Below are 23,262 nucleotides of genomic sequence, written 5' to 3'. Positions count from 1 at the left end.
TCCCATGGGCGACAGCGACAGCGACGACGTAAGCCCGCACGCATCGGAATACCAGAGCGACCCCTGGGTACCGAACGTGGACCCGGACGCGAGCGATCACGGCGACCAGGAGGACGCGGCCGAAACCTACTCCGAGATCTACGGGGTCACGGCGACGAACAATCCGACCGACGACTCGGGCGACGACGAGCCGCCGGACGAGATGGTGACCATGCCGAAGCTGAGCATGGCCTACACCACGTCCCCCGACCTGGTGCCCACCGAGCCGGGAGGCGGGTCGGGCGACAGTCCCGCCCCGCCGCCGGACACCAACGCCTTCTCGATCGACCTGGGCGCGCTGCGGGGCGCGGAGCAGACTTTCCTCGATGCCGTCTCGAACGTGACGAGCGCGTACGAAGCGCTGCGGACCAAGGTGCGGGCCGCCATCGACGACCCCAATCTGTTCGGCCAGGAGAATGGTCACCTTCTGTACGGCGGCCGGATGACGACCTGGGTACCCGACGAACTCGCCGAAAGCGGCGCGCAGTTCGCCGAGGCGATCAACCCGCAGCTGACGAAGGTCATGCAGGACGGTGCCGGCGGCATCGAACTGATGGGCAGCTTCACCGCGTTGCTGAACAACGCCGGCCAGACCTACGCGGCGACGGACGCGAAGTCGTCCATGACGGATCAGGTCCCGACCGCCGAGCCGGCGGTGCTGGTGAGTGACACGGAGTCGCCCTCGGCGATCTAGCGCGAACGGCGCACACGGAAGGGCGCCCGGCCGACTTCTCGGCCGGGCGCCGTTGCATTGCCCTGCTGCCCTGCCGGTACCTCACTCCACGACGACGGCCGGCAGGTCGTCCGGCAGCAGGGTCACCAGGTCGTCCGTCGTCGGCTCGACCAGTTCCACCACCCGCTGGGCGTGCCGTTCCGTCATGCGCTGGAAGATCTGGCGGGCGGTACGGCCGTTGCCGAAGCGGTCGTCGCGGACCAGGGCGCCGAAGTAGCCGCGCAGCGCCTCGCGGGTGTCCTGCGGCAGTTCGTACTCGTGCTTGGCCGCGTGGAACTCGACGATACGGCCCAGCTCTTCACTGCCGTAGTCGTCGAACATCAGGGTGCGGGTGAAGCGGGAGGCCAGGCCCGGGTTGATGTCGACGAAGCGTTCCATCTCGTCGGGGTAGCCGGCCACGATGACGACGACGTCGTCGCGGTGGTCCTCCATGAGTTTGACCAGGGTGGCGATGGCCTCGCGGCCGTAGTCGTTGCCCTGCCCGGCGGGCGTGAGCGCGTAGGCCTCGTCGATGAACAGGACGCCCCCGAGGGCGCGTTTGAAGACGGCGGTGGTCTTGGGCGCGGTGTGGCCGACGTACTCGCCGACCAGAGACCCGCGGTCGGCCTCGATCAGGTGGCCGCGGGAGAGCAGTCCGAGAGCGGCGAGGATACGGCCGTACAGGCGCGCCACCGTCGTCTTGCCGGTGCCGGGGTTGCCGGCGAAGACCAGGTGGCGGCTGAGCGGCGGCGCGGCGAGGCCGGCCTCGGTGCGCCGGCGGACCAGCTGCATGACCTTGACCATGGTGCTGACGTCCTGTTTGACGCTCTCCAGGCCGATCAGGTCGTCGAGTTCGGCCAGTACCTCGGAGAGGCTCTCCGCTCGGGTCTGCCGGGTTCCGGTGCTCTTGGCGTCCGGTGTCGCGGGGCCGCCGGACCGCCCGCCGGGTGTCACCGCGAGCGCCCCGGCGGCCGGCGCGGGCAGCGGTTCGCCGCCGCCGAGTGCCTCCTCCGGCATCGTGCTGATCTTCACGGCCTCGACGCGGCAGCCTTCGATGGCGGGGTCGGCGCCGTCGGCGAGTTTGAGGTCCTCGTCGGTGTCGTGGATACGGCAGCCGCGCAGCAGGGGCGTCGCCGCGCTGCCGACGTAGACGGCGGGGAAACCGGTGGCGCTGATGTCGCAGTCCTCGAAGCGGCCACCGGCGTTGTCGGCGATGTAGAGGCCGTTCTTCGCGGTGCCGGTGACGGTGGTGCCGCGGACCCGGGGCGTGGCCTTCGCCTGGACGACGAGACCGGTGCCCTTGGTGTCGGTGATGGAGCAGTCGGTCAGCCAGGCGGCGGCGCCCTCCCGGACGAAGACCCCGGCGGCGCCGGTGCCGGTGACGCGGGTGTCGACGACCAGTGCGGCGGTGCCGGCACCGATGTCGATGCCGACGCCGGAGCAGGAGCTGACGGAGCAGTCGTCGACGAGGGGACGGTGTTCGGTGCGCAGGCCGATACCGGTGGCGGCCTTGGTGATGCGGCAGCCGCGGGCGGACAGGTCGCCGCCGTCGACCTCGATGCCGCACAGCTCGGTGTCGTCGATCTTGGTGTCGGTGAGGGTGAGTAGAGCCTGGCCGACACTGCGCAGTCCGTGTTCGGGGGTGCCCTGGACCCGGCTGTCGTGGAGGGTCACCCGGCTGCCGTCGCCGGCGTGGACCCCGGTGTAGGCGGAGACGGTGACGGCGCAGTCGGTGAGGGTGAGGTGTGCGGTGTCGGAGGCGTAGACGCCGTTGGCGCCGGAGCGGGTGAAGGCTCCGCCGCGTACCTCCACCCGAGCCTCGCCGCCGGCCGCGAGGCCGGAGCCGGCGGTGTCGGTGGTGGTGGTGTCGTGCAGCCGGAGGCGGCCGGCGCCGGTGGCGACGACGCCGGCCGCGCGGATGTCGCTGATCCGGCAGTCGGTGAGGGAGGCGACGGCGCTGCCGGTGACGTGTACCGCGTCCCGGCCGGTGCGGGCGATCTCGCAGCCGCGCAGGGCGACCCCGAACTCGCCGCCGGCGGACGGTGCTTCACCGGCCGTGGCGTCGTCGGGGGCGGTGTCGGCGCCGGCGTCTCCGGTGATGACGACTCCGCCGGCCTCGCTGTCCCCGATCCGGCAGGTGCGCAGCACGGGCCGGGCGCTGTCGTCCACGGCGACGGCGGCGGCTCCGGTGTGGGTCACGGCGCACAGCTCCAGGGCGGCGCGGGCCGAGCCGGTGATCCGGATGCCGTGGCCGCCGGTGCGGGTCACCGAGACCCGGGTCAGGGTGGGGGCCGCGCCGTGGTCGACGAGGATTCCGACGGCGTCCACGTCGCTGATGCCGGTGTTCTCGACCACGGCCCGGCTGTCCCCGGCGAGATGGAGGCCGATGTCGCCGGTGTGGTGGAGTTCGCAGTCCCGGAGGACGGGGGCGGCGGTGCCGGTGACCTGGACGCCGGCGCCGGTGATCTCGCAGCCGGAGATCTCCACCGCGCCGGCGGTGACGAGGACGGCCGGTTCCCTGCCATGTCCCTCGAGGACCAGGCCCTGCACCCGGCCGCCGGGGCTCTGCACGGTGAGGGCGGGGCCGTGCGCACCGGCGACGATCCGCACCGTGCCGCGGCCCTTCTCCGCGGCGAGGGTGATGTCGCGGTCCAGGAGCACGCTCTCGGTGTAGGTGCCGGGCTGGACGGAGATCACGGCACCCTCGGGGGCCTCGCGGACGGCGGCGACGATCGTCTTGTACGTGCCCCAGCCGCGGGGGGCGACGCGCAGGCCGGCGGTCATGTCGAGGTGCAGGTGAGCCGCACCTGCGCGGCGGCGACATGGACACCCTCGGCCGCGTCGCCGCTCTCGGCGCCGGCGTCCACGAGCCTGACGGTCACCCGGCCGGTCCGCACGGTGAACGAGGGCGAGGTGAACCAGCGGCCCTGCCGCTCCTTGCCGACCTGGTCGACCATGAAACCGCCGAGCGCCTTGGGCTGCTCGGCCGCCTCGGCGCCGAAGGCGTAGTCGTCGCCGTAGTAGTAGAAGTACGCGGGCGAGCCGCCGACCAGGGTGCGGGAGGAGTTGGTGGGCACGAAGCTGGAGATCCGGCAGGACGCGACGGTGAAGTGCGAGCCGAAGTCGTACTTCCACAGGGCGTACCGGCTCGCGTCGAAGGCACTGGCCTTGCCGGAGACCGGCATGGAGAGGTACCCGCCGGTGCAGGCCTCGCCGGTGTAGCCGCCGCTGTCCGACTGGGTCCAGGCGGTGGTGCCGTCCGCGTCGGTCCCGGTGGAGTAGCCGTACGCGGCGAAGCTGGTCGAACCGTCGCTGCTCGCCGCGCAGTCGGGACCGGCGATGGCCTTCCAGGTCTGTCCGGAGCTCTGGCCGCCGGCCTGGTAGGGCGTGGCGTCCGGGCTGGGGGCGATCGGTTTGACCTCGTTGGGCAGTGCGAAGGCCGGGCCACCGAGCGCGCCGTACACCAGCGCGCCGAGGGCGACGGCCAGGAGCGTGGAGACGCTCACCACGAGCATGCGCTTGCCGGTCCGGCCTCGTGGGTCCTCCGGCCGTACGGATTCGGCGAATGCGGAGGAGAACTCACGCCAGTCCTCATCAATCATGCGGGAAAGCACCCCTCATTGTTGAGTGTCCGAATAATCCTGGGAAAGGGAACGCGAAAGGGACGGCGGGACGAATAGCCGTGGTGCGGGCGCACGGGTGGGCTACTCGGCCGCAGGGCACCCGACTTGAGTTACGTACGAGGTCACGGGCGGGTTCACGTGTTTTCTCTCACGGGGCGCGCAGCGGGGGTGGGGGCTGACGCGGGGGCTACGTTCGTACTCAGGAACTCACCGAACCTGAGAATGGCAGGAGCGCAATGTCCCCCCAGATTTCTCAGATCGCCGTTGTCGAGCAGCACAGTCTGGTGCGCCTGGGTCTGGAGACCCTGCTCTCCGGCAGCGCACTGCTGCGGGTGGTCGCGCTGGCCGCGGATCCCGCGGAGCTGCCGGAAGCCGACGCACAGGGTCTGGACGTCGTCGTCTACGGCGCTCCGCCGCAGCCCGGACCGGCGCTCGCCAAGACCGTCGCCGCGCTCACGCGGTGCGGACGGGTGCTGGTGGTCGCCGACTTCGCGGGCTGGCAGCCGGTGACCGACGCGCTGCGCGCCGGGGCCTACGGCTGCGTCGGCAAGCAGGCGGGCGAGCAGGAGCTGCTGCGCGCGGTCGAGACGGTCGCGCTGGGCGGTCTGCACATCGCGCCCGGCCTCGCCACCCGGCTCCACGACGAGCTGCGGCAGCCCGCCGGCACCCCCGCCCCGGCGCTCGCGCACCGGGAGCGGGAGGCGCTCCGGCTGCTGGCCACCGGTCTGACCCATGGTCAGATCGCCCGCCGGATGGGGCTGACGGAGGCCACGGTCAGCACCTACGTGAAGCGGATCAGGAACAAGCTGAACGTCCGCAACAAGGCGGACCTCACCCGGAAGGCGATCGAGCTCGGCCTGCTTCAGGGGGACGAGTTCCGCAGCCCCGCGCTGGCCGGCGGCTACTCCCCCGCCGGGTACACCTCCGCCGCCTGACATCGCACCGCGCCCTTTCCGCCGCAAAGCCGTCGAGCCGTCAAGCCGTCGAATCCCGCGTTGTGAAGCCCCGTCGTGACCGCCGCCCCGCACTCCCGTGTGCGGGCCGGCGGTCACAGCGGTATGCGCCGAACCGTCGGATCGCCGGCTCGTCAGATGTGGTGGCCCAGGCTGACGATGGCGCCGAACGCGCCGAACGTCGCCACCGCCAGGGCGACACTGCCCCCGGCCAGTACCGAGCCGAAGCCGGCCAGCCACCGGGGCCGCGCCATCGCCGGCAGGTCCGCGCGGCGCATCATGCGCCGGAATCCGTAGACCAGGAGCACGGCCGCGGCCAGGGCACTGCCCACGGGCCCGGCCCAGGTCCCGGAGCCGAAGCGCTCGGGGCCGGTGATCAGCAGGGTGAAGAGCCCGGCCGTACCGGCCACCAGCAGCGGCACCACCTCGGCGACCAGCCGGGCCGACCCGGCACGCAGCAGGACCGCGAGCCCCAGCAGTCCGGCCGCGAGGTCGGCGTACGGGGAGCCGGAGGCCGCCATGACCACCAGGCCGCCGCCGAGGACCAGGCTCAGGGCACCGCTCCAGCTCGCCAGCAGGACGGTCGCGGCGCGCACGGCGTGGGCGACCTCGTCGTCACGGGGCTCCTCCTGCACCCGCATCCTGACCCGCCGCCAGGTGAAGGCCACCGTGCCGCTGACGGCCGACGGCACGACGGTGAGCAGGGCGAACGCGGCCACGGCGACCACGCAGGCGGCCTGGACGGCGTCGGCCCGCAGTGCCGCCAGGCCGACGCCGAGCACGGTCGCGACGGCGGCCGTGAACAGGGTGGCGGAGGTGGTCACCGCCGGCGCCGCCACGGCGGCGAGGAAGGCGCCGAGCAGCGCGCCGAAGGCCAGGGCCGCCACTGCGAGCCCGGTCCTGGTCATGACGCCTTCCAGGCCGAGCTGGTCGGTGCCGTGGCCCAGCGCGGCGGACCAGGCGCTCAGGGCCAGCGCGGGCACCGCGCACAGGGCCATCGTCATCCGCAGGGCCGCCGGAACGGACCAGCTGCGCTCCGTCGCGACCCATGCCAGCGCCGGCAGCGCGAGTCCCGCGGCGAGCGCGAGGTCGAGGAGGACGCCCGTGCCCGGGCGGTGCCGGACGGCGAGCACGAACAGGGTGGCGACGAGCCAGCTCAGGGCGAGTGCGGTCAGGGTGTACGTCCGGGAGCGGGCGTCCCACCGGCGGTCCAGGACGCCCTCGGAGACCTCGGCGACCCGCTCGGCGACGTCGTGCACGACCGGGTCGTCCAGCTCGTCGGCGGTGGCGTCACGCAGGTAGAGGACCTGTCCGTCGGTGACGCCCAGTTCCGAGAGCGACCACTCCGGGGCGAAGGCACTCCCGGTCGCCGCGCCCAGGGTCCAGGCCGCCGGCATGATGTCGGACTCCCGCTGGTCGCACAGACGCGCCAGGGTGTCGGCATAGCTCACGATCGGGGCGCCGGCCGGGACCGCGAGGTCCACCTTCCGGCGCTCGCCGACGACGGTGATACGGCAGTGCTCATCCACGATGACGATTCCTCAGGGGATGCAGGGGTGTTCCGCCGCCGGGGCGACGGTCAGCGGTGCTGCCAGGTACGGGAGTTGGCCCACTCGGCCTCGGAGTAGTTGTTCCAGTTGACGTGCATCGCGTTGGCGATCTCGCCGAGCACGCCGCCCGGGCCGAAGAGGCCGTTGGCGGCGTAGTTCCACTCCGCTTCCAGACCCTCGAAGTACTGCTGCGCGGCGCCGTTCCAGTCGCCGCCGGCGAGGACCGGCTGGAGCTTGTTGATGAGGTCGTGGAGTTCGTCGGCGATGGTCTGGGCGACGCCGTTGATGTGCGTGCCCGAGCCGGCGAGTTCCTCCTTGACCATGAGGTTCGCGCCGTCGACGTTTCCTGCCATGATTCACTCCCTGGTGTTGCCGGATACCGGGTGGGGCCTTCGGGTGGCGCTGATGTGACGGTGGGTCAGCTGAGGTTGGCGCTCGACAGCCCGGCCTCGATGTTGTTGATCGAGGTGATGTTCTGCTGCTCGCTGTCGGTGTAGTTGACGTAGTTGCCGCGCAGCCCGCTGGCGATGTCGGTGAGCGCGTCGTGGAGCATGCGGGAGTAGATGTCGTACTCCTGCATGAGGGCCTGGAAGGTGTCCTGGGCGATGCCCTGCCACCAGCCCTCCATGTTGACCACGTAGGTCTTGAGGTCCGAGAGCTGTCCCTGGATCTCGGCCGCCGTGCTGTCGCACGACGTCGCGGCCAGCGAGATCTGCTCCGGTGTCACCTTGAAGTCGGTCACCGCACTGCTCCTGTCCGGGTGGACTGATACCGGTCCAGTTCAGCGTGGCAGCGGCAGCAGGAGCCCGACAGATCCCCATTCCGGTGTCCCCGGGACCTGGCGGACGGCGTCCCGGCGCGGCGCGGCAGGACGGCAGGGGTGCCGGAAGTCCCGCGCATCGCAGCGGACTTGCTCTCCCATCAGACAGGTGTCCCCACCTGACATGGCGCCAGCTCACCCAGTCGTCATGGGTGTCGAAGCCGGCCGACGCCGACCGCGTCATCGGCCGCCTCGGACCGTCGCTCACACCCGTACGAGGCCGGAGGGGGCCCACGGAAGGTGGGCCCAGGGGAGGAGGCTCCCCGCCCCTCCGGCTCGCAGCAACGCTCAGTCGATACAGAACTCGTTGCCCTCGATGTCCAGCATCGGGATGCACGACTCGTTGGTGCCATCGGCAAGCAGCGTTCGCACGTGCACCGCGCCGAGCGGGACCAGTCGTGCGCATTCGGCCTCAAGCGCGGCAAGGCGCTCCTTGCCCACGAGGCCGGTGCCGACCCGCACGTCGAGGTGCACCCGGTTCTTGACGACCTTCCCCTCGGGAACACGCTGGAAGTACAGTCGCGGGCCCACACCCGAGGGATCGATGCAGGCGAACCATGAATCCCGCTGCTCAGGTGGCTGCGAGCCCTTGTAGTCGTCCCAAGTGGCGAACCCCTCAGGTGGCGGCGGCACGACGTACCCCAACACCTCGCACCAGAAACGAGCCAGGCGCTCAGGTTCCGCGCAGTCAAAGGTGACTTGGAACTTCTTGATCTCTGACATCGGCGCAACATACCAGGACGCGTGGAGAGAGCTGACGGACGAGCAGCGGGCCTACGACAGGCCCGAAGCCGACGGTTCGGTCAGCGACTTGAACATGTGCACGTCCGCGTGGCCGCCGGGGATACCCAGGGTGCGGCCGGTCTCGGCATAGCCATGGCGCTGATAGAACCCGGGGGCCTGGAACGTGAAGGAGGACACGGCCACGCGATCGCAGCCGCGCCGCAGCGCTTCCTCCTCGGCGGCCTTCAGGATCTTGCTGCCCCAGCCGTCCTTGCGGCTGTCCTCCCGGACCCACAGCATCGAGATCCCGCACAGTCCACCCCAGGTCCACGCGGCCAGCCCGCCGATCAACTCGCCCGCCTCGTCGGTGACCTTGACCGACAGCGTGCCCTGCTCGGCCACACCCGTGGCGGCCGTGTTGAACGCGGTGAGCCCCTCGTCCAGCCGCCTGTTGAGCTCGGTGTCGCGCTCGCCCACGGTCAGGATCGGGCCAGTTCCATGATCGTCAGTCATGGCGGGGAGTATGCCAGTCCGGCCGGCCGCACAGTTCCCCACCGCTGACGACCTGGGTCCGCCTTCGCCACGGACCCTAGGGGCCCTCGCCCACCGGACCGGCGCACCGCTCCGGCCAGCCTCCGGCGCCGCTCTGGCCGTCCCGGCCCCGCAGCGCCTCGTCCAGGCCGGCGAGCGCGGCCCGGTCGGCCTCGCCCAGTTCGGCGTTCGCGTCCTGGCCCGGCGAAGACGCCGGTGCCCCGCCCGAGGCGGGCAGTTCGCGCAGCAGGACGACCGGGGACGGGCCGGTGCGCCGTACGTCGAGGATCACGAAGGGTGTGCCGGGGGCGAACACCACCTCCTGGACCTCTTCCGGCCTCTCGGGATCGTGGAACAGCGGCCGGGCGAGCCTGCCGGTCACCGACCAGATCGCGTACCGCGGGCCACGCGGCCGGTCCGCTCCCCCGGCCGCCCGCACGCCGCTGAGCGGTGCACGGTCCCGGAGTACGGTGCCGGGGCGCAGCGGGTCGTTCTCGGGGTCCTCCGCGTGCGGAAGCGCGGAGCCCGCGCCGCGCAGGACCGCACCCCTGTGCGTCGGCAGCCGGCGCAGCGCCGACACCAGACAGGCGGCGAACGGCAGGAGCCGGTCGTCGCGCCCGTGGCAGGCCGCGGCCAGGGCGCGGTGGTCGAGCAGTCCGCCCGCGTCGTCGAGGTAGAGCCGCAGCGCCGTCAGGTCCGCCTCGGCGGCTTCCCGTTCCACGTCCGCCATGGCGGGCAGTCGGCCGAGCGCGCGGGCGACGGCGGGCGCGTGCCGCTCCCAGGCCGGGCCGGCGAGCAGCCGCAGGGCCGTGTGCTCCGCGGGGCTGCTGCGGTGACCGGCGCGGAAGGAGGACCTCGCGTGCGCCGACCGTACCGGCTCCGCGCCGTCCGCGCGGGTCACGCCCGGCCGGGGTGGCCGCCCGTCCGTGGCGGCGGCCGCCAGGGGACGCCGGCTCAGGTACTCCCATGCCTCGTCGAGATCGGGCCCGGCGGGCGGATCGGGAACCACCGGCTCCCGGGGCACCGCGATCTCCTCCCGCCCCCGGATCAGATGCTCCCAGGCTCCGGCGAGATCGGGCGCGGCCACCGGATCAGCGGTGGTGCGGGGCACGGCCGGTGCTGCCTCGGCGACCGGGGCTCGCGAGTACGGGACGACCTCGGCCCCACCGGACCTGGTCGGCCTCTCTGCCGGCACCGGTGCCGGCACAGACGGCCGTGCCGGGGCCGCCTGGGTGCGTACGGCGTACCGGGTCGCCAGTTCGCGGAGCGCGGGAGCGTCCGCCGCGGTGGCGCAGTACACCTGGAGCAGGGCGCTCGCGCACACCTGCGGCGCCAGGGTGCCGAGCAGGGCGTCGAGGGCGGCCCACAGCGTGTGGTCCGGCCGCTCCCCCGGGACACCGGCCTCGACGACCGGTCCCTCCGGGCCGACCGCGAGCCCCCCGTCCGGGCGGGCGGCACCGTACCGGCCGACCCACAGCCCCGCACGGGTCACCGTCACCTGCCAGCGCCCGGTGAGCCGGACCGGGCCGTCCGGCGAACCGTCCGTGCCGGGGAGCGGTGCGGCACAGCCCAGCAGCCGGGGTTCCCGAGCGGGGTGGCACTCGGCGGCGTTGACGAACGGCAGCCAGCGGGGCGCACCGTCCGCCCCGAGCACGACGGATCGGACACCGCGGGTGCCTCCGGACGGGCCGTCGGTGAGCAGCGGCAGCCCGGTGGCGGCCACCACCGGGGCGCCGAGCCGTTCGGCCACGAGTTGGGCGAGCGGCAGCAGATCACCGGGACCACCGGGCGCCAACCGCACGCCGCCGCGCACCGGTTCGGGCAGGACGGAGAGCAGACCGGCGACCTCGTCCGCGACCGTGCCGTCTCCCGGCAGGCCGCACACCACCAGTGTGAGCCGTCGAGGGTCGAGCGGAACCGTGTGGTACAGGTCGCCCGGAACCGTGCCGGGGACCCGGGCAGACCGCAGCAACAGGCCGGCGGGGATCCGCTCGATCACCTGTCCGCCCGTGGTGTGTCCGGGAACCGCGTCGAGCCCGACCTCCCACGCGGGCCTCGGGCAGCGCACGCCGGTCGGCACCGGGGAGGCGGCTCCGGGGGCGAACCCCAGCCATCCGCCGGGCGCGTACAGCGAGCCACCGGGCACCATGTGCACCTCGGCGGCGGGAGCCTCCACGGTGACGCCCCAGCCGTCGGCGACCCGCCGGGCCAACGCCGGCCGACCCGGCCGTTCCCCGCCCGTGCCCGCCATCGCCAGGCGTACGGCGGTACGGCCGGCCGCGCGCAGCGAGTCGAGCAATCCGCTCAGGCGGGGCCAGAAGTCCGCCTGTGCCATGGTCCCCGGGTCGGCGAGCAGCGTCACCGTCGGATCGCCGGACCAGCGCAGCACGCGGACGAGGTCGTCGATCTCGGCGTCGCTCGCCGGCGCGGGGGTGCCGGACCGGAGCACCAGCAGGCGGTCGTGCTCCTCGACGCGTACGGTCGCGTCACCCGCGGTGGCCCTGCCGGTGGTTGACTGTGCCATCCCCGCTCACTTTCGGGTCGTTGTCGGGGTGCGGTGAGGGCTACGACGCCGGTACGACCGTCCGGCGCGCGGTCGAGGACCTCCGCCTCGGCGCCGCCCGTCCGGCCCCGGTCCGCTCGGCATCAGGAACGTCCCGCCACGGCCGAGCACGAGGTGGCGGCCGCGACGTCGTCACCCCGGCCGACGACCGACGGCTGCGGCGACAGGACACCGGTGCCCTTCGCCTGCCTGGCCGCCACAACCGGAACGAGTTCCCGCGCCGCAGCCGACCTCCGCACCCGCGCACCGGCACCCGTGGCAGCGGCAGCTGGCGGGGGCGTCCGCGACTCGGCAGCAACCGGAGGAGTCCGCGACTCGGCGGCGCCCACAGGCGTCCCAGCCCCGTCGGCGGCCCGCGGCATCCGCGACTCGGCGGCGCCCACCGGCACCTGAAGCTCACCAGCAGCCGCAGGCATCCGAGGCTGGGCGGCGGCCCGCGGCATCCGCGACTCGGCGGCGCCCACAGGCACCTGAAGCTCACCAGCAGCCGCAGGCATCCGACGCTCACTGACAGCCGCAGGCGTCCGAGGCCCGCCCACCGCCGAACGCGTCCCATGTTCGTTGATCGCCGGAGGCGTCCTGTGGTGGTCCTCGGTCGTCGGTGAGGGCGTCATCGGGACCGGTACGGCGGACGGCAGGTGTGGTGTGGGCGGGGTGGCGTGCGCGGCCTCCAGCTGCTCCCGGTAGCGTTCCGCGGCGCGCAGCCAACGGCCGTCCGGGCCCGGCACCTTCTGCCGCAGGGAGATGATCGACGGCGCGATGCGCAGGGCGAGCGCGATGTCGCCGGTGTCCCGCCAGCAGGCGTCCGCGTTGGCGGCGGCCTGCTCCGCGTCCACGCTGCCCATGCCGGCGGTCACCAGCAGGCTGAACGCGACCCGCCGGTAGAGGTCCGCCGCGAGGGCGTTGTGACCGGCCAGCCGCATCACGTGCGCCCTGATCTGACGGATCTGCAGGGATGTGGGGTGCTCCGAGCCGTGGGTGGTGAACGCCTCGCGTTCGAGCGCGGTGGCGAGGGCCGTGGCGTCGTCGTACCGGCCCCCGTTGGCGGCCTGCACGATGCCGCCGATCCGCTCGCGGTAGCGGGAGAACCCGTCCGGCGCGGGAGCCTCCGCGGTGGGCGCCGGGACGGCCCGCGCGTCGGCGGCCGGTTCCGGCAGGGCGTCCGGGTCGGCGCCGGCGGTCGGCGGCCACAGCATCCGGACGCCGTGCTGCACGGCGAGCCTGCGCAGCATCCGGCTCTCGTCGGCCGAGCGGCCGGGCGCGTGCAGGACGGCGTACTCACGTGCCTCGGGGTCGAGATAGTCGAGCACATGCGACAGGGCGGACCAGCAGGTCTCGTCGAGCGGCTGGTCCGACGGGCCGATCTCGACGGCGAGTTGGTCCGCGAGCACGGGGCGGCCGGCGAGCGGCAGGGGCCGGCCGACGGGTCCCAGGGCGAGCCCCGACCGGGTCATGGTGACCTGCCATCGCTCCGACAGCCGGACCACTCCGGCGTCCTCTTCCCGGGCGTCGGGCACCGGAGAGCGCCAGCGCAGCAGGCGGGGACCGGGGGTTTCGTCGTCGCGGCCGGCGGCACCGGGACGGCAGACGACGGCTTCGACGTAGGGCCGCCAGGTGGGCCGGCCCGCGCCGTCGACGAGGACCGATCCGAGTACGGGCTCAGAATGGCCGTCGGAGTCGGCGTCCGCCTCGGAGTCGGCGTCGGCCGGCGTGGCGGTCCGGGCCGCCAGGGGCGGCCCGGTCAGCACCTCCACCTCGATGTCCAGCGCGTCGGTGACCTGCTGGACGGCGGGCAGCAGGTCGCCCTCGGCGCCGGGTGCGACGCGGACCCGCGCGCGCACCGCGGGCGGCAGCGCGGCGAGCAGCGCGGCCAGGTCGTCGGCGGGGATCCGGGCGCCGCCGCCCGGGCCCGGCACGCCGACCAGCACGGTGGGGTGGCCGGTGTCGACGGGCACCGCGTAGCACAGGGCACCGGGTGCGGGCGGCGGTGTTCCCGGGGGCTGGAGCAGCACACCGCTGGGGACGGGGCGGACGGTGTAGCCGCCGGCGGTGCGTTCGGGCAGCGCCGCGAAGGCGGTCCCCCAGCCGGGGGCCGGATGGCGGACGCCGAGCGGTGTCGGCTCCGTGCCGGGCTGGAAGAGCTGCCAGCCGCCGGACGGTTCGGCGGGGTCGGGGACGAAGAGGGTGCCGCCGGGGACCAGCAGCGCGCTGCCGTCGGGGGCGATCACGCCGAACCCCCAGGCGTCGGCGATCCGCTGGGCGAGTGCGGGCCGGTCGGCGCCCCCGCTGCCGGCGCCCGAGACGACCAGGCGCAGGGTGGTCGTACCGTCGTCCCGGAGCATGTCGAGGACGTCGCCGAGCCGGGTCCACAGCGCGGGCGGCACGGGGCCGTCGACGCCCACGACGACGGTGGCGACGGTCTGGCCCCCCTCGGCACCCAGTGACCGGGCGAGTTCCGCCACGTCGTCCGGGCCGGGGACGGCCTGTTCGGTGGGGCGCAGCAGCGTCAGCCCGTCGTACCGGTCGACGAGGACGGGCGTGTCGAGCTCTCCCGCCGTGCCACCGGGCTGCTGGCCCCGGCCCGGTGCCAAGCGCGTGAAGAGAGTGCCCCAGCGGGACATGAACTGCTCCTTCCGTGACGGCATGCAGCCCTGCGCGGGCGTACGTCCTTGGGCGGGCCGCCTTCCCTCCGGTGCACCGCCGCCCGCGTGCGGGGGCGGGTCCGCCGTGGTGACGGTCCCGCGGCGACGGGCCGGGCGCGCGGGTTCCCGGCCGCCTCCGCATACAGCTACGGATGGCCGGCGGGATCGGTTCGCCGCTCGCGGTTACGCCGGATCGCCCGCCGGCCGCCGATCCGGGCCGGGCGGCGTGGCGGCGGCGGCCGGTGACAGGTGTTCGTGCACGGCGAGCCAGCGGCCGCCGGCCTCCCGGCGGAAGACGATGGTCTCCCGTTCGTGAAGGGTCTCCTCGCCGGCACCGGTGGAGATCCGGGTCTCGACGGAGTGGGTGAACACCGCGGTGTCGTCCCAGAGCTGGACCATCCGGTCGTAGGAGAGGCAGTTCAGCACCCGGAAGCCGTCCTCGAGGACCCAGCGCGCCATGACCCGCCGGTACTCGGCGACGGACTCGATCCGCTGCTCGGCGGTGTGGAAGACGAAGGTCGCGTCCGGGGCGAAGGTCCTGAAGTAGTCGTTCAGGCGTCCCTCGGCGTAGGCGGCCACGAGGTCGTCGGCGGCCTGGAGGACCTGTTTCTGGTCGTCGCTCATGTCGGTGTCTCTCCGGAGGAGGAAGGGAAATCGGTGGGGCGTCGGCGCTAGACGGCCACGAGGAGCAGCGCCCCGGCGCCCAGGCAGAGCCCGAGGGCCTGAGGTACCGTCACGCGTTCGCCGTCGAGCAGCAGGGCGAGTACGACGGTGGCCGCCGGGTAGAGCGAGACGATCGGTCCGACCACGCTCAGCAGACCCTGGTCCGTGGCGAACAGGCAGAAGGCGAACGCGGCCGAGTCGAGCGCGCCGGCCAGCAGCACGGGCAGCCACGGCACGGGCGCGCCGGCCGCCTTCGGCCATCCGCGCAGCGCGCCCGGAGCCACGCACAGGATGGAGACGGCTCGGGCGCCCACCAGCGGCCACAGTCCGGCGTCCGGTCCCGGATGGGAGATGAACACCAGCTGCAGTCCGAGCGCGCCGCCGGTCGCCAGGGCCAGCAGCAGGGTGCGCAGCGCGACGGTGGCCTGCCGGATCCGCCCGGCCTGGCTCACCAGGGCGATCGAGAGCACCGCGCAGCAGACCCCGCACAGCGCGAGCGGTCCGGGCGCCGTCTGGACGGCCAGTCCGACCAGCAGGGGTACGACGGCCGCGGTCACCGCCGTGACGGGAGCCACCAGCACGATTCCCTCGGCCGCCAGCGTCCGGTAGAGCAGCACCAGCCCCAGCAGTCCGAGGGCGCCGGCCCCGAACCCCCAGGCGAGAGCGGTCGGTGCGGGGCCGTGCTCGGCGGTCGCCGCGAGCCAGACGGCGACCACCGGGAGGGACAGCACCTGGGAGAGGAACACGACCCGCGCGGCCGGTACGCTCCGCGAGGCCCTGGCGCCGCAGTAGTCCGCCGCGCCCCAGCCGAGCGCCGCCACGCCGGCCAGCAGTGTGGTGACCATCAGGCACCTGTCCGGCTCAGCAGCACATCGCGTCTGGCGTCGGCCAGATAGCGGGCCGCCTGGCGGGGCGTGCACACCGCGTCCTCGGCGAGCTTCAGCGTCTCCGTCACCAGGTCGCGCAGGGCTCCCCGGACCTTGGACAGGGAGGAGTCGGCGGTCGGGGCGACATCGCCATAGAGCACCCACCACCACCAGGCGTTGGTGCCCGAGTTGGCGACGACGTCGGGTACGACGACGCGGCCGCGGGCGCGAAGCAGCTCCTCCGCGCCCGCGGTCACGGGCAGGTTCGCCGCCTCCACGATGTAGCGGGCCGCCACCCGGTCCTGGTTGGCCTCGTGGACGGTGTAGGAGGTCGCGGCCGGGACCAGCACGTCGGCCGCGAGCGACAGGCAGGCGTCCCGCTCCAGCAGGACGTCGTCCGCACCGAGCCGGCTGCGGTCGATGGCGCCGTACGCCCGCCGGTGGCGCAGCATGTCCTCGACGGCGAGGCCGCGCGGGTTGGCGACGGTGCCGTGGACGTCCGAGATCCCGACCACCCGGACCCCCGCCTCGTGCAGGAAGCGGGCCGTGGAGCCGCCCATGGCTCCGAAGCCCTGGACGACGGCGGTGGCGGACGTCCGGCAGACGCCGTCCCGGTCCAGGAGCGTGAGCACCGCCTCCGCGACCCCGCAGCCGCCGACCAGTTCGCCGAGCCCGATGCCGTCGACCTCGACGGCGAACGCGTCGGCGAACCGTTTCCGCGCCGCCGGAGGGTCGTCGAGGGTGCGCACGACCGGGGCGATGCAGCCCTCCACACCCAGCTCGCCGAGCACCTCGTCGATGAGTTCCGTGGTGGTGCCGAGGTCGTCGCCGGTCGCCCAGTTGTTCTCCAGGTACGGCCGGACGAAGGCGAGGAAGCGGCAGAGCACGCCGCGCGCCTCGCTGCTGAGCGGGTCGCAGTCGATCCCGCCCTTCGCGCCGCCCATGGGGAGGTAGCGGCCCGTGGGGTCGTAGTGCAGCGCCTCCTTCACGCTCATCGCCGCCGCCAGCTCCCTGACCTCCTCGGGACGGCATCCCTCGCGCATCCGCAGGCCGCCGCTGGCCAGACCCCGGACGAGCCGGTCGATGACGAGGAAGCCCTGGCGTCCCGTGACGGGGTCGGTCCAGGTGAGTGACGCTTCGGGGGACCGGGGCGCCGCGCCGCCGGCACGGGCCGCGGGCGGGGTGAGAAGTCCGCTGTTCACGGCGATGGGCTCCTAGGGAAAGCCGATGAGGAGTGACCACGGAGCGCGCCACTGGCGGTCGTGGAAGACCCGGAAGCGGCCACTCACGCGCGCTCCGACGGTAGTTCCGGCCGTGGATCACTGGGCAGTCCCCTGTTCCGGGGCATGGCGGGCGTCCCTCTTGGGGAACCGCTTCGCGGTAGCCTCTCCCTGTTCGGTCAACCGCACAGGTCACGCGAGGAACCCCATGAGCCAGCCGGAGTCCGCCGCCGGGACCACGGCGCCGGCGGACGTGCGCATGCCGGATTCGGTCGCGGCCGGCACGCTCAATCACGCGATCCTCCGCGTGGCCCGTCTGCACCGCATGCTGGCCGGCCAACTACTGCGCCGGGTAGGGCTCCACCCCGGCCAGGAACTGGTCCTGATGCAGCTGTGGGACCGGGGCCCGCAGCGGCAGACCGACCTCGTCCGGCTGCTCGGCTCCGACGCCGCCACCATGACCCGTACCGTCCGGCGGCTGGAGAACGCGGGCTTCGTCCGCCGGCACCCCAGTGCCACCGACAAGCGGGTCTCCATCATCGAGCCCACGGCGGCCGGCAACGCGCTGCGCGGTGAGGTGGAGCAGGTCTGGCTGGACCTGGAGGCCAGGGTCGCCGAGGGCATGGCCCCGGCCCGGCAGGCCGAGGCCGTCGAAGTGCTGCACCGCATCGAGGAGAGCCTCGCCCGCGCCACGTCGCAGCAGTCCTGACCGGGATCGGGGCGAACAGCCGCGGCGAGGCCGGGCCGTCTCCGGCGGCAGGGTGACGGGCCGTCAGCGTGCGGCCGCGAGGTCCGCGGAACCGGTCCGACGGGCGGCGACCCGGTCCAGTACGTACTGGAGGGTCAGGCAGCCCAGGCACCAGGCGGCCAGGGTGGTCACGGCACCGGTGAGATGCGCGTCGTGGAAGTAGGCGGCGCCCCGGAGTCCGCTCACCGCCGCGGCCGGCGGCAGGACCGAGGCGAGCGGGGAGAGCCAGGCGGGCAGGAAGGTGGCCGGCAGGATGCCGCCGGAGGTGGCGTTGCCGAGGATCAGCAGCACCACGGAGGCGACCGGCATGCCGAGCGGCCCGAACACCCGAAGCAGCACTCCGGCGGCCGCGGCGGCGGCCCACGCCAGCAGGCCCACCACGAGGACGACCACCGCGAACGGGGCGGGCAGCGCGCTCAGGGCGCTGTGCCCGATCAGTGCCACCATCAGGCCGGAGGCCGCGGCGAAGATCACCATCGAGGCGACGCGTACGGCCAGCCCCAGGCGTGGCGCTATCTGGTAGGAGGAGACGGCGAAGAGGAAGCCGGCGAGCACGACGCCGAAGGCGGCGTAGAACACCGACAGTCCGCGGGAGTCCCCCGCCGCCAGGGGCAGTACGTCCTTGACGGGAACCGGCTTGCCGACCGCGGTGGTCAGCGCCGTGGCGAGGCTGGACACCGTGGACGGCCCCTGCGCGCCGGCGACCAGCACCCGCGTGCCCCGGCCGTCGGCGACCAGGGCGGCCGGGACCTCGTCGTGGGTGACGGCCCGGCGGGCGGCCGTGGCGTCCGGGTAGCGGTAGAAGGTGTACCCGTCCGGGGCCGCGTTGTTGAGGGCGAGTTCGGCGTGCGCGGCCACCTTGTCGGAGGCGGCGATACCGACGGGCTGGTGGCGGACGGACGGGGAGTGGAAGGCCGCGAGGTAGACGGCGACGAACACGGTGCCTATCGCCAGCGCGGTGAGCACCGGCACGAGGACCGCCTTCCGGGCGCCGGCGGCCGCCGCGAGCACCGGGGCGGGCAGTCCGGGTTCGGAGTCGACCAGCGCGTGCCTGGCGTGCCGGACGTGCTCGGCGGCGGGGTCGGCACCCGGAGGGTACGGGGCCGCCTGGGGCGGCACGCTGACAGAGGGCTGTATGCCGTGGTGCATGGGCGAGAGCTTTCCGGGGTCGGGCGGGACGCTGGGGGCTTCGTGGGGTTCCGGGGTCGGATGAGTGCCGGGGGCTTCCTGGGGTTCCGGGGTCGGGCAGGGCGCTGGGGCTTCCTGGAGTTCCGGGGTCGGGTGAGTGCCGGGGCTTCGTGGGGTTCCGGGGTCGGGCAGGGCGCTGGGGCTTCGTGGGGTTCCGGGGTCGGGTGAGGGTGAGTGCCGGGGGCTTCGTGGGGTTCCGGGTTCGGGTGGCACGCTGGGGGCCTCGTGGCCTGCCGCTGGTGGTCGGGGGTGGGGCGGGTTCGCCGTTGCTGTTCCCTCGGGCTGTCCGGTGCCTCGGGCTGTCCGGTGCCTCGGGCTGTCCGGTGCCTCGGGCTGTCGGTTCCTCGGGTTGTCCCCTCAGGACAGCCCGCCGTCCTAGAACATCCCGCCGTCGAGCTGCAGTGTGCGGCCGGTCATGTAGGCCGCGTCGGCGGAGGCGAGGAAGGCGTATCCGGCGGCGACCTCGGCAGGCTCCGCCAGCCGCCGCAGCGCGACGCCGACCTTCAGCCACTCGGACAGGTCCTGCTTCCCGGCCAGGTCGGGGTGGAGATAGCTCGCGCCGTTCTCGCGGGCCATGTCCGTGGCGGTGCCGCCCGGAGCGATGGCGTTGATGGCGATGCCCTTGCGTCCGAGTTCCGCGGACAGGTTCAGGACCATCGACTCCACCGCCGCCTTGCTCGCGGCGTACAGCGTGTGTCCGAAGAACGCCTTGGACGCGCTCACCGACGAGGTCAGCACGATCCTGCCGCCCTCGCCCAGGTGGGCGACGGCGTGCTGGACGGCGAACAGCTGCCCGCGTGTGTTGACCGCGAAGACGCGGTCGAAGTCGGCCGGGGTGATCTTCTCCAGCGCGTCGAAGTGCTCGATACCGGCACAGGACGCGAGCACGTCCAGCCGGCCGAACTCGGCGACCGCCCGCTCGATCAGCGCTCCGGTCTGTTCCGGGTCGGCGACATCGGCCTGGACGGCGACGGCCCGACCGCCGCCGTCACGGAGCTCGGCGACCAGGGCGGCCGCGGCCTCCTGGTTGCCCCGGTAGCCGATGGCCACCGCCGCACCCTCCTGCACCAGCCGCCTGGCGACAGCGGCGCCGATGCCACGGCTGCCACCGGTGACGACCGCCACCTTGCCTTCGAATCGTGCCTTCTGCGCGGATGACACCACTGCTCTTCTCCAAGGAAACGTCGGCGACTGTCTCTGTGGGCAACGGCCGCGGCGCCCTGACCCGACGGGAGCGTGCACCGCGCCCGGGCGTGTGCGTCCGGACGTCGTCGGTCTACGACGGCACACCCACCGTAACACCAACCGCAGGAAATCCTTCGTTTATCGTCCCACCGGAGTCCGGCTGACGTAACCTCGACGCGTCGACCCGCGATGATCACGGCCGGTCGGCGCGGCCGAGAAAGGACGGCACACGGTGGCTTCCCGCACCCCTGGCGACAGCGGCAGACCACGGCTGCGGGCGGACGCGGCCCGCAACCGGGCACAGATCCTCGCCGCAGCCCGCACCGCCTTCCGCGAACTGGGCACCGCCGCCCCGCTGGACGAGATCGCCCGCCGCGCCGGCGTGAACATCGCCACGCTCTACCGCCGCTTCCCCGATCGGGAGGCCCTCGTCCAGCAGGTCGTCCTCGACGGGTTCGCCACGGTGGCCGAGGCCGCTCGCCGCGCCCTGGACACCGCTCCGCAGGACCCCTTGGCGGCCGTCGAGGGGTTCCTGCTCCGCCTGGTCGACGAACGGGACACACTCGTACTCCCCCTGATCGGCGGGCCGGTCGCCACCAGCCCCGACGCGGTCGAACTCCAGGGCCGGATCGCACCGCTCCTGGACGAGGTACTCGGCCACGCCCGCTCCCGGGGCGCGATCCGATCCGATGTCACGCACATGGACCTGATCACCACCGGGGCGCTGGTCTGCCGCCCGATGCCGTACCTGCCCGCGGAACAGGCCAAGGCCCTGGCCACCCGCCATGTGCGCATCTTCGTGGACGGCCTGCGCCCGAACGACGCCCGCCCGCTGCCGCCCTCCCCGACACATCAGGACATCACCGTCCATCTGCATACGGGCACAGACAGCGACTGAGCCGCGCGGCGCGGCGGCTCGGCAACATTTGCCGACCATTTATTTCTCTCGCAGCGGATGCGATCCCGCTGCCCGCGTGAGCAAGGTTTCGCCAAGGCGTGGAAATCCGCAGCTCACAGGCACTCATGGACCTGCCACACAGTCCCGCCACCCTCACAAGTGACCCACGTCACACGTCACTCGCGGAAGCGGTGACCGTATTTACTTGTTCGGACAGTAAATAGCTCGAGTGGGGGCGGACCGCCACACGCCGAGCCCTGTCCGCAAGCGGCCGCCCTCGGCGGCCGACGTACCCGTGACCAAGGACGATGATCATGCCGAATGCCTTCGAAGCGACCGAACTCGGCGGCAGGCGCCTCGCCAACCGGATCGTGATGGCGCCGATGACCCGCTCCCGCGCCTACGGCGAGGGCAACACCCCGACCGATCTCATGGCCGAGTACTACGCCCAGCGCGCCGGGGCCGGCCTGATCGTCACGGAGGGGACCCAGCCGTCGGTGGTCGGCCAGGGCTACCCCGACACTCCCGGCATCCACACCGCCGAGCAGATCGCCGGCTGGCGCAAGGTCACCGACGCCGTGCACGCCGAAGGCGGCGTCATCTACCTCCAGCTGATGCACACCGGCCGGGTCGGCCACCCGTCCCTGATGGGCCGCACCCCCGTCGGCCCCGCCGCGGTCAAGGCCGCGGGCCAGGTCTACACCCACGCAGGTCCGCAGGACTTCGTGACGCCGAAGGAGCTCACCAGGGACGAGATCCGGGACACGATCGCGGACTACGCCGACGCGGCCCGCAACGCCGTCGAGGCAGGCTTCGACGGCGTGGAACTGCACGGCGCCAACGGCTACCTCATCCACCAGTTCCTCGCACCGAACTCCAACACCCGCACCGACGCATGGGGCGGCAGCCCCGAGCGCCGGATCCGGTTCGCCGTGGAGACCGCCCAGGCCGTCGCCGAGGCCATCGGCGCCCACCGGACCGGCTTCCGCATCTCCCCCGGCAACCCGTACAACGACATCGACGAGAGCGACCGCACCGATGTCGACGCCACGTACACCGCCCTCGTCGACGCTCTCGCTCCCCTGAACCTCGCCTACCTCCACCAGATGGAGGCCCCCGAGATCCGCGACCTGACCCTGCGCCTGCGCAAGGCCTGGCCCACCACGTTCGTCCTCAACCCCTTCACGGGCACGGAGCCCACCGGCCCGGACGCACTGGAACTGCTCGAGGACGGCACCGCCGACCTCATCGCCTACGGCGCCCTCTTCCTCGCCAACCCGGACCTGCCCGCCCGCCTCGCCCGGGGTGGGCCCTTCAACGCCCCCGACCGCGCCACCAGCTTCGGCGGCGACCACACCGGTTACACGGACTACCCGACCCTCGACTGACCCCGCGCCCGGCACCACGACCGGCACCCCGCGGCGCCCGACGGGCTTCCCCCAGGGCGTCGCGGCCCGGGAGAACCCCCGGCCCTACCCGGCGAGGACGTACACGAGCCGGCCCAGCACGGTCGCCAGGAACGCCGCAGGCGGGGCGAGAAACCACATGCTCAACCAACGCCTGCCCACCGGGATCAGCGTGATCAGCGCGGTCAGGGGCGCCAGGAGGAAGGCGATGTAGCCGGCGACGAGATTGTCGAACGGGAACGCCCGGGGCGGTGCGAAGGCCAGCCAGGTGTAGACGCCGGTGACGAAGTTCAGGAACGCCAGCAGGACGGCGAAGGCGGCCCCGCCCAGGACGGTGCCGACGGTCGACCGTCGGCGTAACGGCGTCTCAGGCGATGGCATCTCGGCTCCCCGTCGGCGGTGACATCCCGCCGACAGGCTAGGTCGTTCAGACCAGCGCGGCCATGAATTCCGTACAGGCCGCGGCGCATGCCCGGCACGCGGCCGCGCTCTTCTCGGCGTCGGGGCGGGTGTCGAAGGCCCGGGCGCACTGGAGACAGATCGTCCGGCACCACTCAAGCTGGATGCGCAGACCGGCCTCGTCCTGGACGTTCTCCTCGGTCAGCGCCCGGCAGGTCGCGTCGCACACCTCGGCACACATGATGCCCGTACGGCGTATCCGCTCCAGCTCGACCGTGCCCTCCGGATCGAACACGCTGGCGCCCAGCGCACACAGCCGAGCACATTCCGTACAGGCCTGTGCGCAGGCGAAACGATCCTCAAGATATCCGTACAGCTCCTGTTGAGAAGTCGTCGACGTCATGCCCCCCGGGTTGCCGTGGGCCGCCCCGGCAAACACGTGACCGAGACCGCCAGGGGCATCGGCCTGCCGACCTGCTGCTTCACCTCGGGAGGTCTGATGCATCGAGGCCGCGTACGACATCAGCGAACGC

The 23,262-nt window shown here is 73.2% G+C and carries 21 protein-coding genes; 5 read left to right on the top strand and 16 right to left on the bottom strand.

Features of this window, described 5'->3' with window-relative positions:
* Nucleotides 1-4 precede the first annotated feature (4 nt).
* Nucleotides 5-733 (top strand): hypothetical protein, encoded by a 729-nt coding sequence (locus ACWDGI_RS36335; RefSeq protein WP_450766540.1) that lies wholly within the window; start codon nt 5-7, stop codon nt 731-733.
* An 81-nt stretch (nt 734-814) separates the two neighbouring features.
* On the opposite strand, the gene ACWDGI_RS36330 is transcribed toward ACWDGI_RS36335, so the two are convergent.
* Both ACWDGI_RS36330 and ACWDGI_RS36325 read right to left on the bottom strand, forming a co-directional pair.
* Nucleotides 815-3,535, bottom strand: coding sequence for a right-handed parallel beta-helix repeat-containing protein (locus ACWDGI_RS36330; RefSeq protein WP_450766538.1), 2,721 nt, complete (start codon nt 3,533-3,535; stop codon nt 815-817).
* Nucleotides 3,532-4,353, bottom strand: coding sequence for a hypothetical protein (locus ACWDGI_RS36325; RefSeq protein WP_450766536.1), 822 nt, complete (start codon nt 4,351-4,353; stop codon nt 3,532-3,534). The genes ACWDGI_RS36330 and ACWDGI_RS36325 overlap by 4 nt, the downstream gene beginning before the upstream one ends.
* Before the next feature lie 257 nt (nt 4,354-4,610).
* Between ACWDGI_RS36325 and ACWDGI_RS36320 the strand changes: the two genes are divergently transcribed.
* On the top strand, nt 4,611-5,309 hold the full coding sequence (locus ACWDGI_RS36320; protein ID WP_450766534.1) for a response regulator transcription factor: 699 nt from the start codon (nt 4,611-4,613) through the stop codon (nt 5,307-5,309).
* 152 nt (nt 5,310-5,461) lie between these two features.
* Here the strand turns inward: ACWDGI_RS36320 and ACWDGI_RS36315 are convergent, their stop codons facing one another.
* From ACWDGI_RS36315 to ACWDGI_RS36270, 10 genes are all read right to left on the bottom strand, one after another.
* Nucleotides 5,462-6,856 carry an EsaB/YukD family protein gene (locus ACWDGI_RS36315; protein ID WP_450766532.1) on the bottom strand — a complete coding sequence of 465 codons (1,395 nt, stop codon included), beginning with the start codon at nt 6,854-6,856 and terminating at the stop codon, nt 5,462-5,464.
* Nucleotides 6,857-6,906: 50 nt separating this feature from the next.
* Nucleotides 6,907-7,230, bottom strand: coding sequence for a WXG100 family type VII secretion target (locus ACWDGI_RS36310; protein WP_351710679.1), 324 nt, complete (start codon nt 7,228-7,230; stop codon nt 6,907-6,909).
* 65 nt (nt 7,231-7,295) lie between these two features.
* Nucleotides 7,296-7,619 (bottom strand): WXG100 family type VII secretion target, encoded by a 324-nt coding sequence (locus ACWDGI_RS36305; RefSeq protein WP_450766530.1) that lies wholly within the window; start codon nt 7,617-7,619, stop codon nt 7,296-7,298.
* 366 nt (nt 7,620-7,985) lie between these two features.
* Nucleotides 7,986-8,420 (bottom strand): VOC family protein, encoded by a 435-nt coding sequence (locus ACWDGI_RS36300; protein WP_450766528.1) that lies wholly within the window; start codon nt 8,418-8,420, stop codon nt 7,986-7,988.
* 51 nt (nt 8,421-8,471) lie between these two features.
* Complete coding sequence (locus ACWDGI_RS36295; protein ID WP_450766526.1) at nt 8,472-8,933, bottom strand: GNAT family N-acetyltransferase; 462 nt, start codon at nt 8,931-8,933, stop codon at nt 8,472-8,474.
* A 76-nt stretch (nt 8,934-9,009) separates the two neighbouring features.
* Complete coding sequence (locus tag ACWDGI_RS36290) at nt 9,010-11,475, bottom strand: hypothetical protein (RefSeq protein ID WP_450766524.1); 2,466 nt, start codon at nt 11,473-11,475, stop codon at nt 9,010-9,012.
* A 122-nt stretch (nt 11,476-11,597) separates the two neighbouring features.
* Nucleotides 11,598-14,135: a hypothetical protein gene (locus ACWDGI_RS36285; RefSeq protein WP_450766523.1), complete on the bottom strand. Its 2,538-nt coding sequence runs from the start codon at nt 14,133-14,135 to the stop codon at nt 11,598-11,600.
* A 204-nt stretch (nt 14,136-14,339) separates the two neighbouring features.
* Nucleotides 14,340-14,780, bottom strand: a complete 441-nt coding sequence (locus ACWDGI_RS36280) for a YybH family protein (protein WP_450766521.1) — start codon at nt 14,778-14,780, stop codon at nt 14,340-14,342.
* Nucleotides 14,781-14,827: 47 nt separating this feature from the next.
* Nucleotides 14,828-15,664: an EamA family transporter gene (locus ACWDGI_RS36275; RefSeq protein ID WP_450766519.1), complete on the bottom strand. Its 837-nt coding sequence runs from the start codon at nt 15,662-15,664 to the stop codon at nt 14,828-14,830.
* The gene (locus tag ACWDGI_RS36270; protein WP_450766517.1) at nt 15,664-16,887 is read right to left on the bottom strand and encodes a Glu/Leu/Phe/Val dehydrogenase dimerization domain-containing protein; all 1,224 of its coding nucleotides are present in this window, start codon (nt 16,885-16,887) and stop codon (nt 15,664-15,666) included. Before ACWDGI_RS36270 ends, ACWDGI_RS36275 begins: the two co-directional genes overlap by 1 nt.
* Before the next feature lie 226 nt (nt 16,888-17,113).
* Between ACWDGI_RS36270 and ACWDGI_RS36265 the strand changes: the two genes are divergently transcribed.
* Entirely contained in the window at nt 17,114-17,614 is a 501-nt protein-coding gene (locus ACWDGI_RS36265) for a MarR family winged helix-turn-helix transcriptional regulator (RefSeq protein WP_450766515.1), read from the top strand.
* Nucleotides 17,615-17,677: 63 nt separating this feature from the next.
* Here the strand turns inward: ACWDGI_RS36265 and ACWDGI_RS36260 are convergent, their stop codons facing one another.
* On the bottom strand, nt 17,678-18,802 hold the full coding sequence (locus ACWDGI_RS36260; protein ID WP_450766513.1) for an ABC transporter permease: 1,125 nt from the start codon (nt 18,800-18,802) through the stop codon (nt 17,678-17,680).
* Nucleotides 18,803-19,216: 414 nt separating this feature from the next.
* Nucleotides 19,217-20,002 (bottom strand): SDR family NAD(P)-dependent oxidoreductase, encoded by a 786-nt coding sequence (locus ACWDGI_RS36255; protein ID WP_450766511.1) that lies wholly within the window; start codon nt 20,000-20,002, stop codon nt 19,217-19,219.
* A 256-nt stretch (nt 20,003-20,258) separates the two neighbouring features.
* On the opposite strand from ACWDGI_RS36255, the gene ACWDGI_RS36250 reads away from it, so the two are divergent.
* Nucleotides 20,259-20,924 (top strand): TetR/AcrR family transcriptional regulator, encoded by a 666-nt coding sequence (locus ACWDGI_RS36250; RefSeq protein WP_450766509.1) that lies wholly within the window; start codon nt 20,259-20,261, stop codon nt 20,922-20,924.
* A gap of 314 nt (nt 20,925-21,238) precedes the next feature.
* Entirely contained in the window at nt 21,239-22,312 is a 1,074-nt protein-coding gene (locus ACWDGI_RS36245) for an alkene reductase (RefSeq protein ID WP_450766507.1), read from the top strand.
* Between the two features lie 84 nt (nt 22,313-22,396).
* Here ACWDGI_RS36245 and ACWDGI_RS36240 read toward each other — a convergent pair whose 3' ends face one another.
* Complete coding sequence (locus ACWDGI_RS36240) at nt 22,397-22,711, bottom strand: hypothetical protein (RefSeq protein WP_450766506.1); 315 nt, start codon at nt 22,709-22,711, stop codon at nt 22,397-22,399.
* Between the two features lie 46 nt (nt 22,712-22,757).
* Nucleotides 22,758-23,132, bottom strand: a complete 375-nt coding sequence (locus tag ACWDGI_RS36235) for a ferredoxin (protein WP_450766692.1) — start codon at nt 23,130-23,132, stop codon at nt 22,758-22,760.
* Between the last annotated feature and the right edge of the window lie 130 nt (nt 23,133-23,262).

This window comes from Streptomyces sp. NPDC001220, from assembly GCF_053597895.1.
The sequence above is the reverse complement of the archived record's forward strand: the minus strand, read 5'-3'. Positions and strand labels throughout refer to the sequence as shown.

Coding starts and splice junctions, on each gene's coding strand:
- ACWDGI_RS36320 (WP_450766534.1), top strand. CDS start 4,611: ATGTCCCCCCAGATTTCTCAGATCGCCGTTGTCGAGCAGCACAGTCTG.
- ACWDGI_RS36280 (WP_450766521.1), bottom strand. CDS start 14,780: ATGAGCGACGACCAGAAACAGGTCCTCCAGGCCGCCGACGACCTCGTG.
- ACWDGI_RS36265 (WP_450766515.1), top strand. CDS start 17,114: ATGAGCCAGCCGGAGTCCGCCGCCGGGACCACGGCGCCGGCGGACGTG.
- ACWDGI_RS36325 (WP_450766536.1), bottom strand. CDS start 4,353: ATGATTGATGAGGACTGGCGTGAGTTCTCCTCCGCATTCGCCGAATCC.
- ACWDGI_RS36240 (WP_450766506.1), bottom strand. CDS start 22,711: ATGCCATCGCCTGAGACGCCGTTACGCCGACGGTCGACCGTCGGCACC.
- ACWDGI_RS36330 (WP_450766538.1), bottom strand. CDS start 3,535: ATGACCGCCGGCCTGCGCGTCGCCCCCCGCGGCTGGGGCACGTACAAG.
- ACWDGI_RS36260 (WP_450766513.1), bottom strand. CDS start 18,802: ATGCACCACGGCATACAGCCCTCTGTCAGCGTGCCGCCCCAGGCGGCC.
- ACWDGI_RS36245 (WP_450766507.1), top strand. CDS start 21,239: ATGCCGAATGCCTTCGAAGCGACCGAACTCGGCGGCAGGCGCCTCGCC.
- ACWDGI_RS36300 (WP_450766528.1), bottom strand. CDS start 8,420: ATGTCAGAGATCAAGAAGTTCCAAGTCACCTTTGACTGCGCGGAACCT.
- ACWDGI_RS36285 (WP_450766523.1), bottom strand. CDS start 14,135: ATGTCCCGCTGGGGCACTCTCTTCACGCGCTTGGCACCGGGCCGGGGC.
- ACWDGI_RS36235 (WP_450766692.1), bottom strand. CDS start 23,132: ATGACGTCGACGACTTCTCAACAGGAGCTGTACGGATATCTTGAGGAT.
- ACWDGI_RS36275 (WP_450766519.1), bottom strand. CDS start 15,664: ATGGTCACCACACTGCTGGCCGGCGTGGCGGCGCTCGGCTGGGGCGCG.
- ACWDGI_RS36310 (WP_351710679.1), bottom strand. CDS start 7,230: ATGGCAGGAAACGTCGACGGCGCGAACCTCATGGTCAAGGAGGAACTC.
- ACWDGI_RS36295 (WP_450766526.1), bottom strand. CDS start 8,933: ATGACTGACGATCATGGAACTGGCCCGATCCTGACCGTGGGCGAGCGC.
- ACWDGI_RS36290 (WP_450766524.1), bottom strand. CDS start 11,475: ATGGCACAGTCAACCACCGGCAGGGCCACCGCGGGTGACGCGACCGTA.
- ACWDGI_RS36335 (WP_450766540.1), top strand. CDS start 5: ATGGGCGACAGCGACAGCGACGACGTAAGCCCGCACGCATCGGAATAC.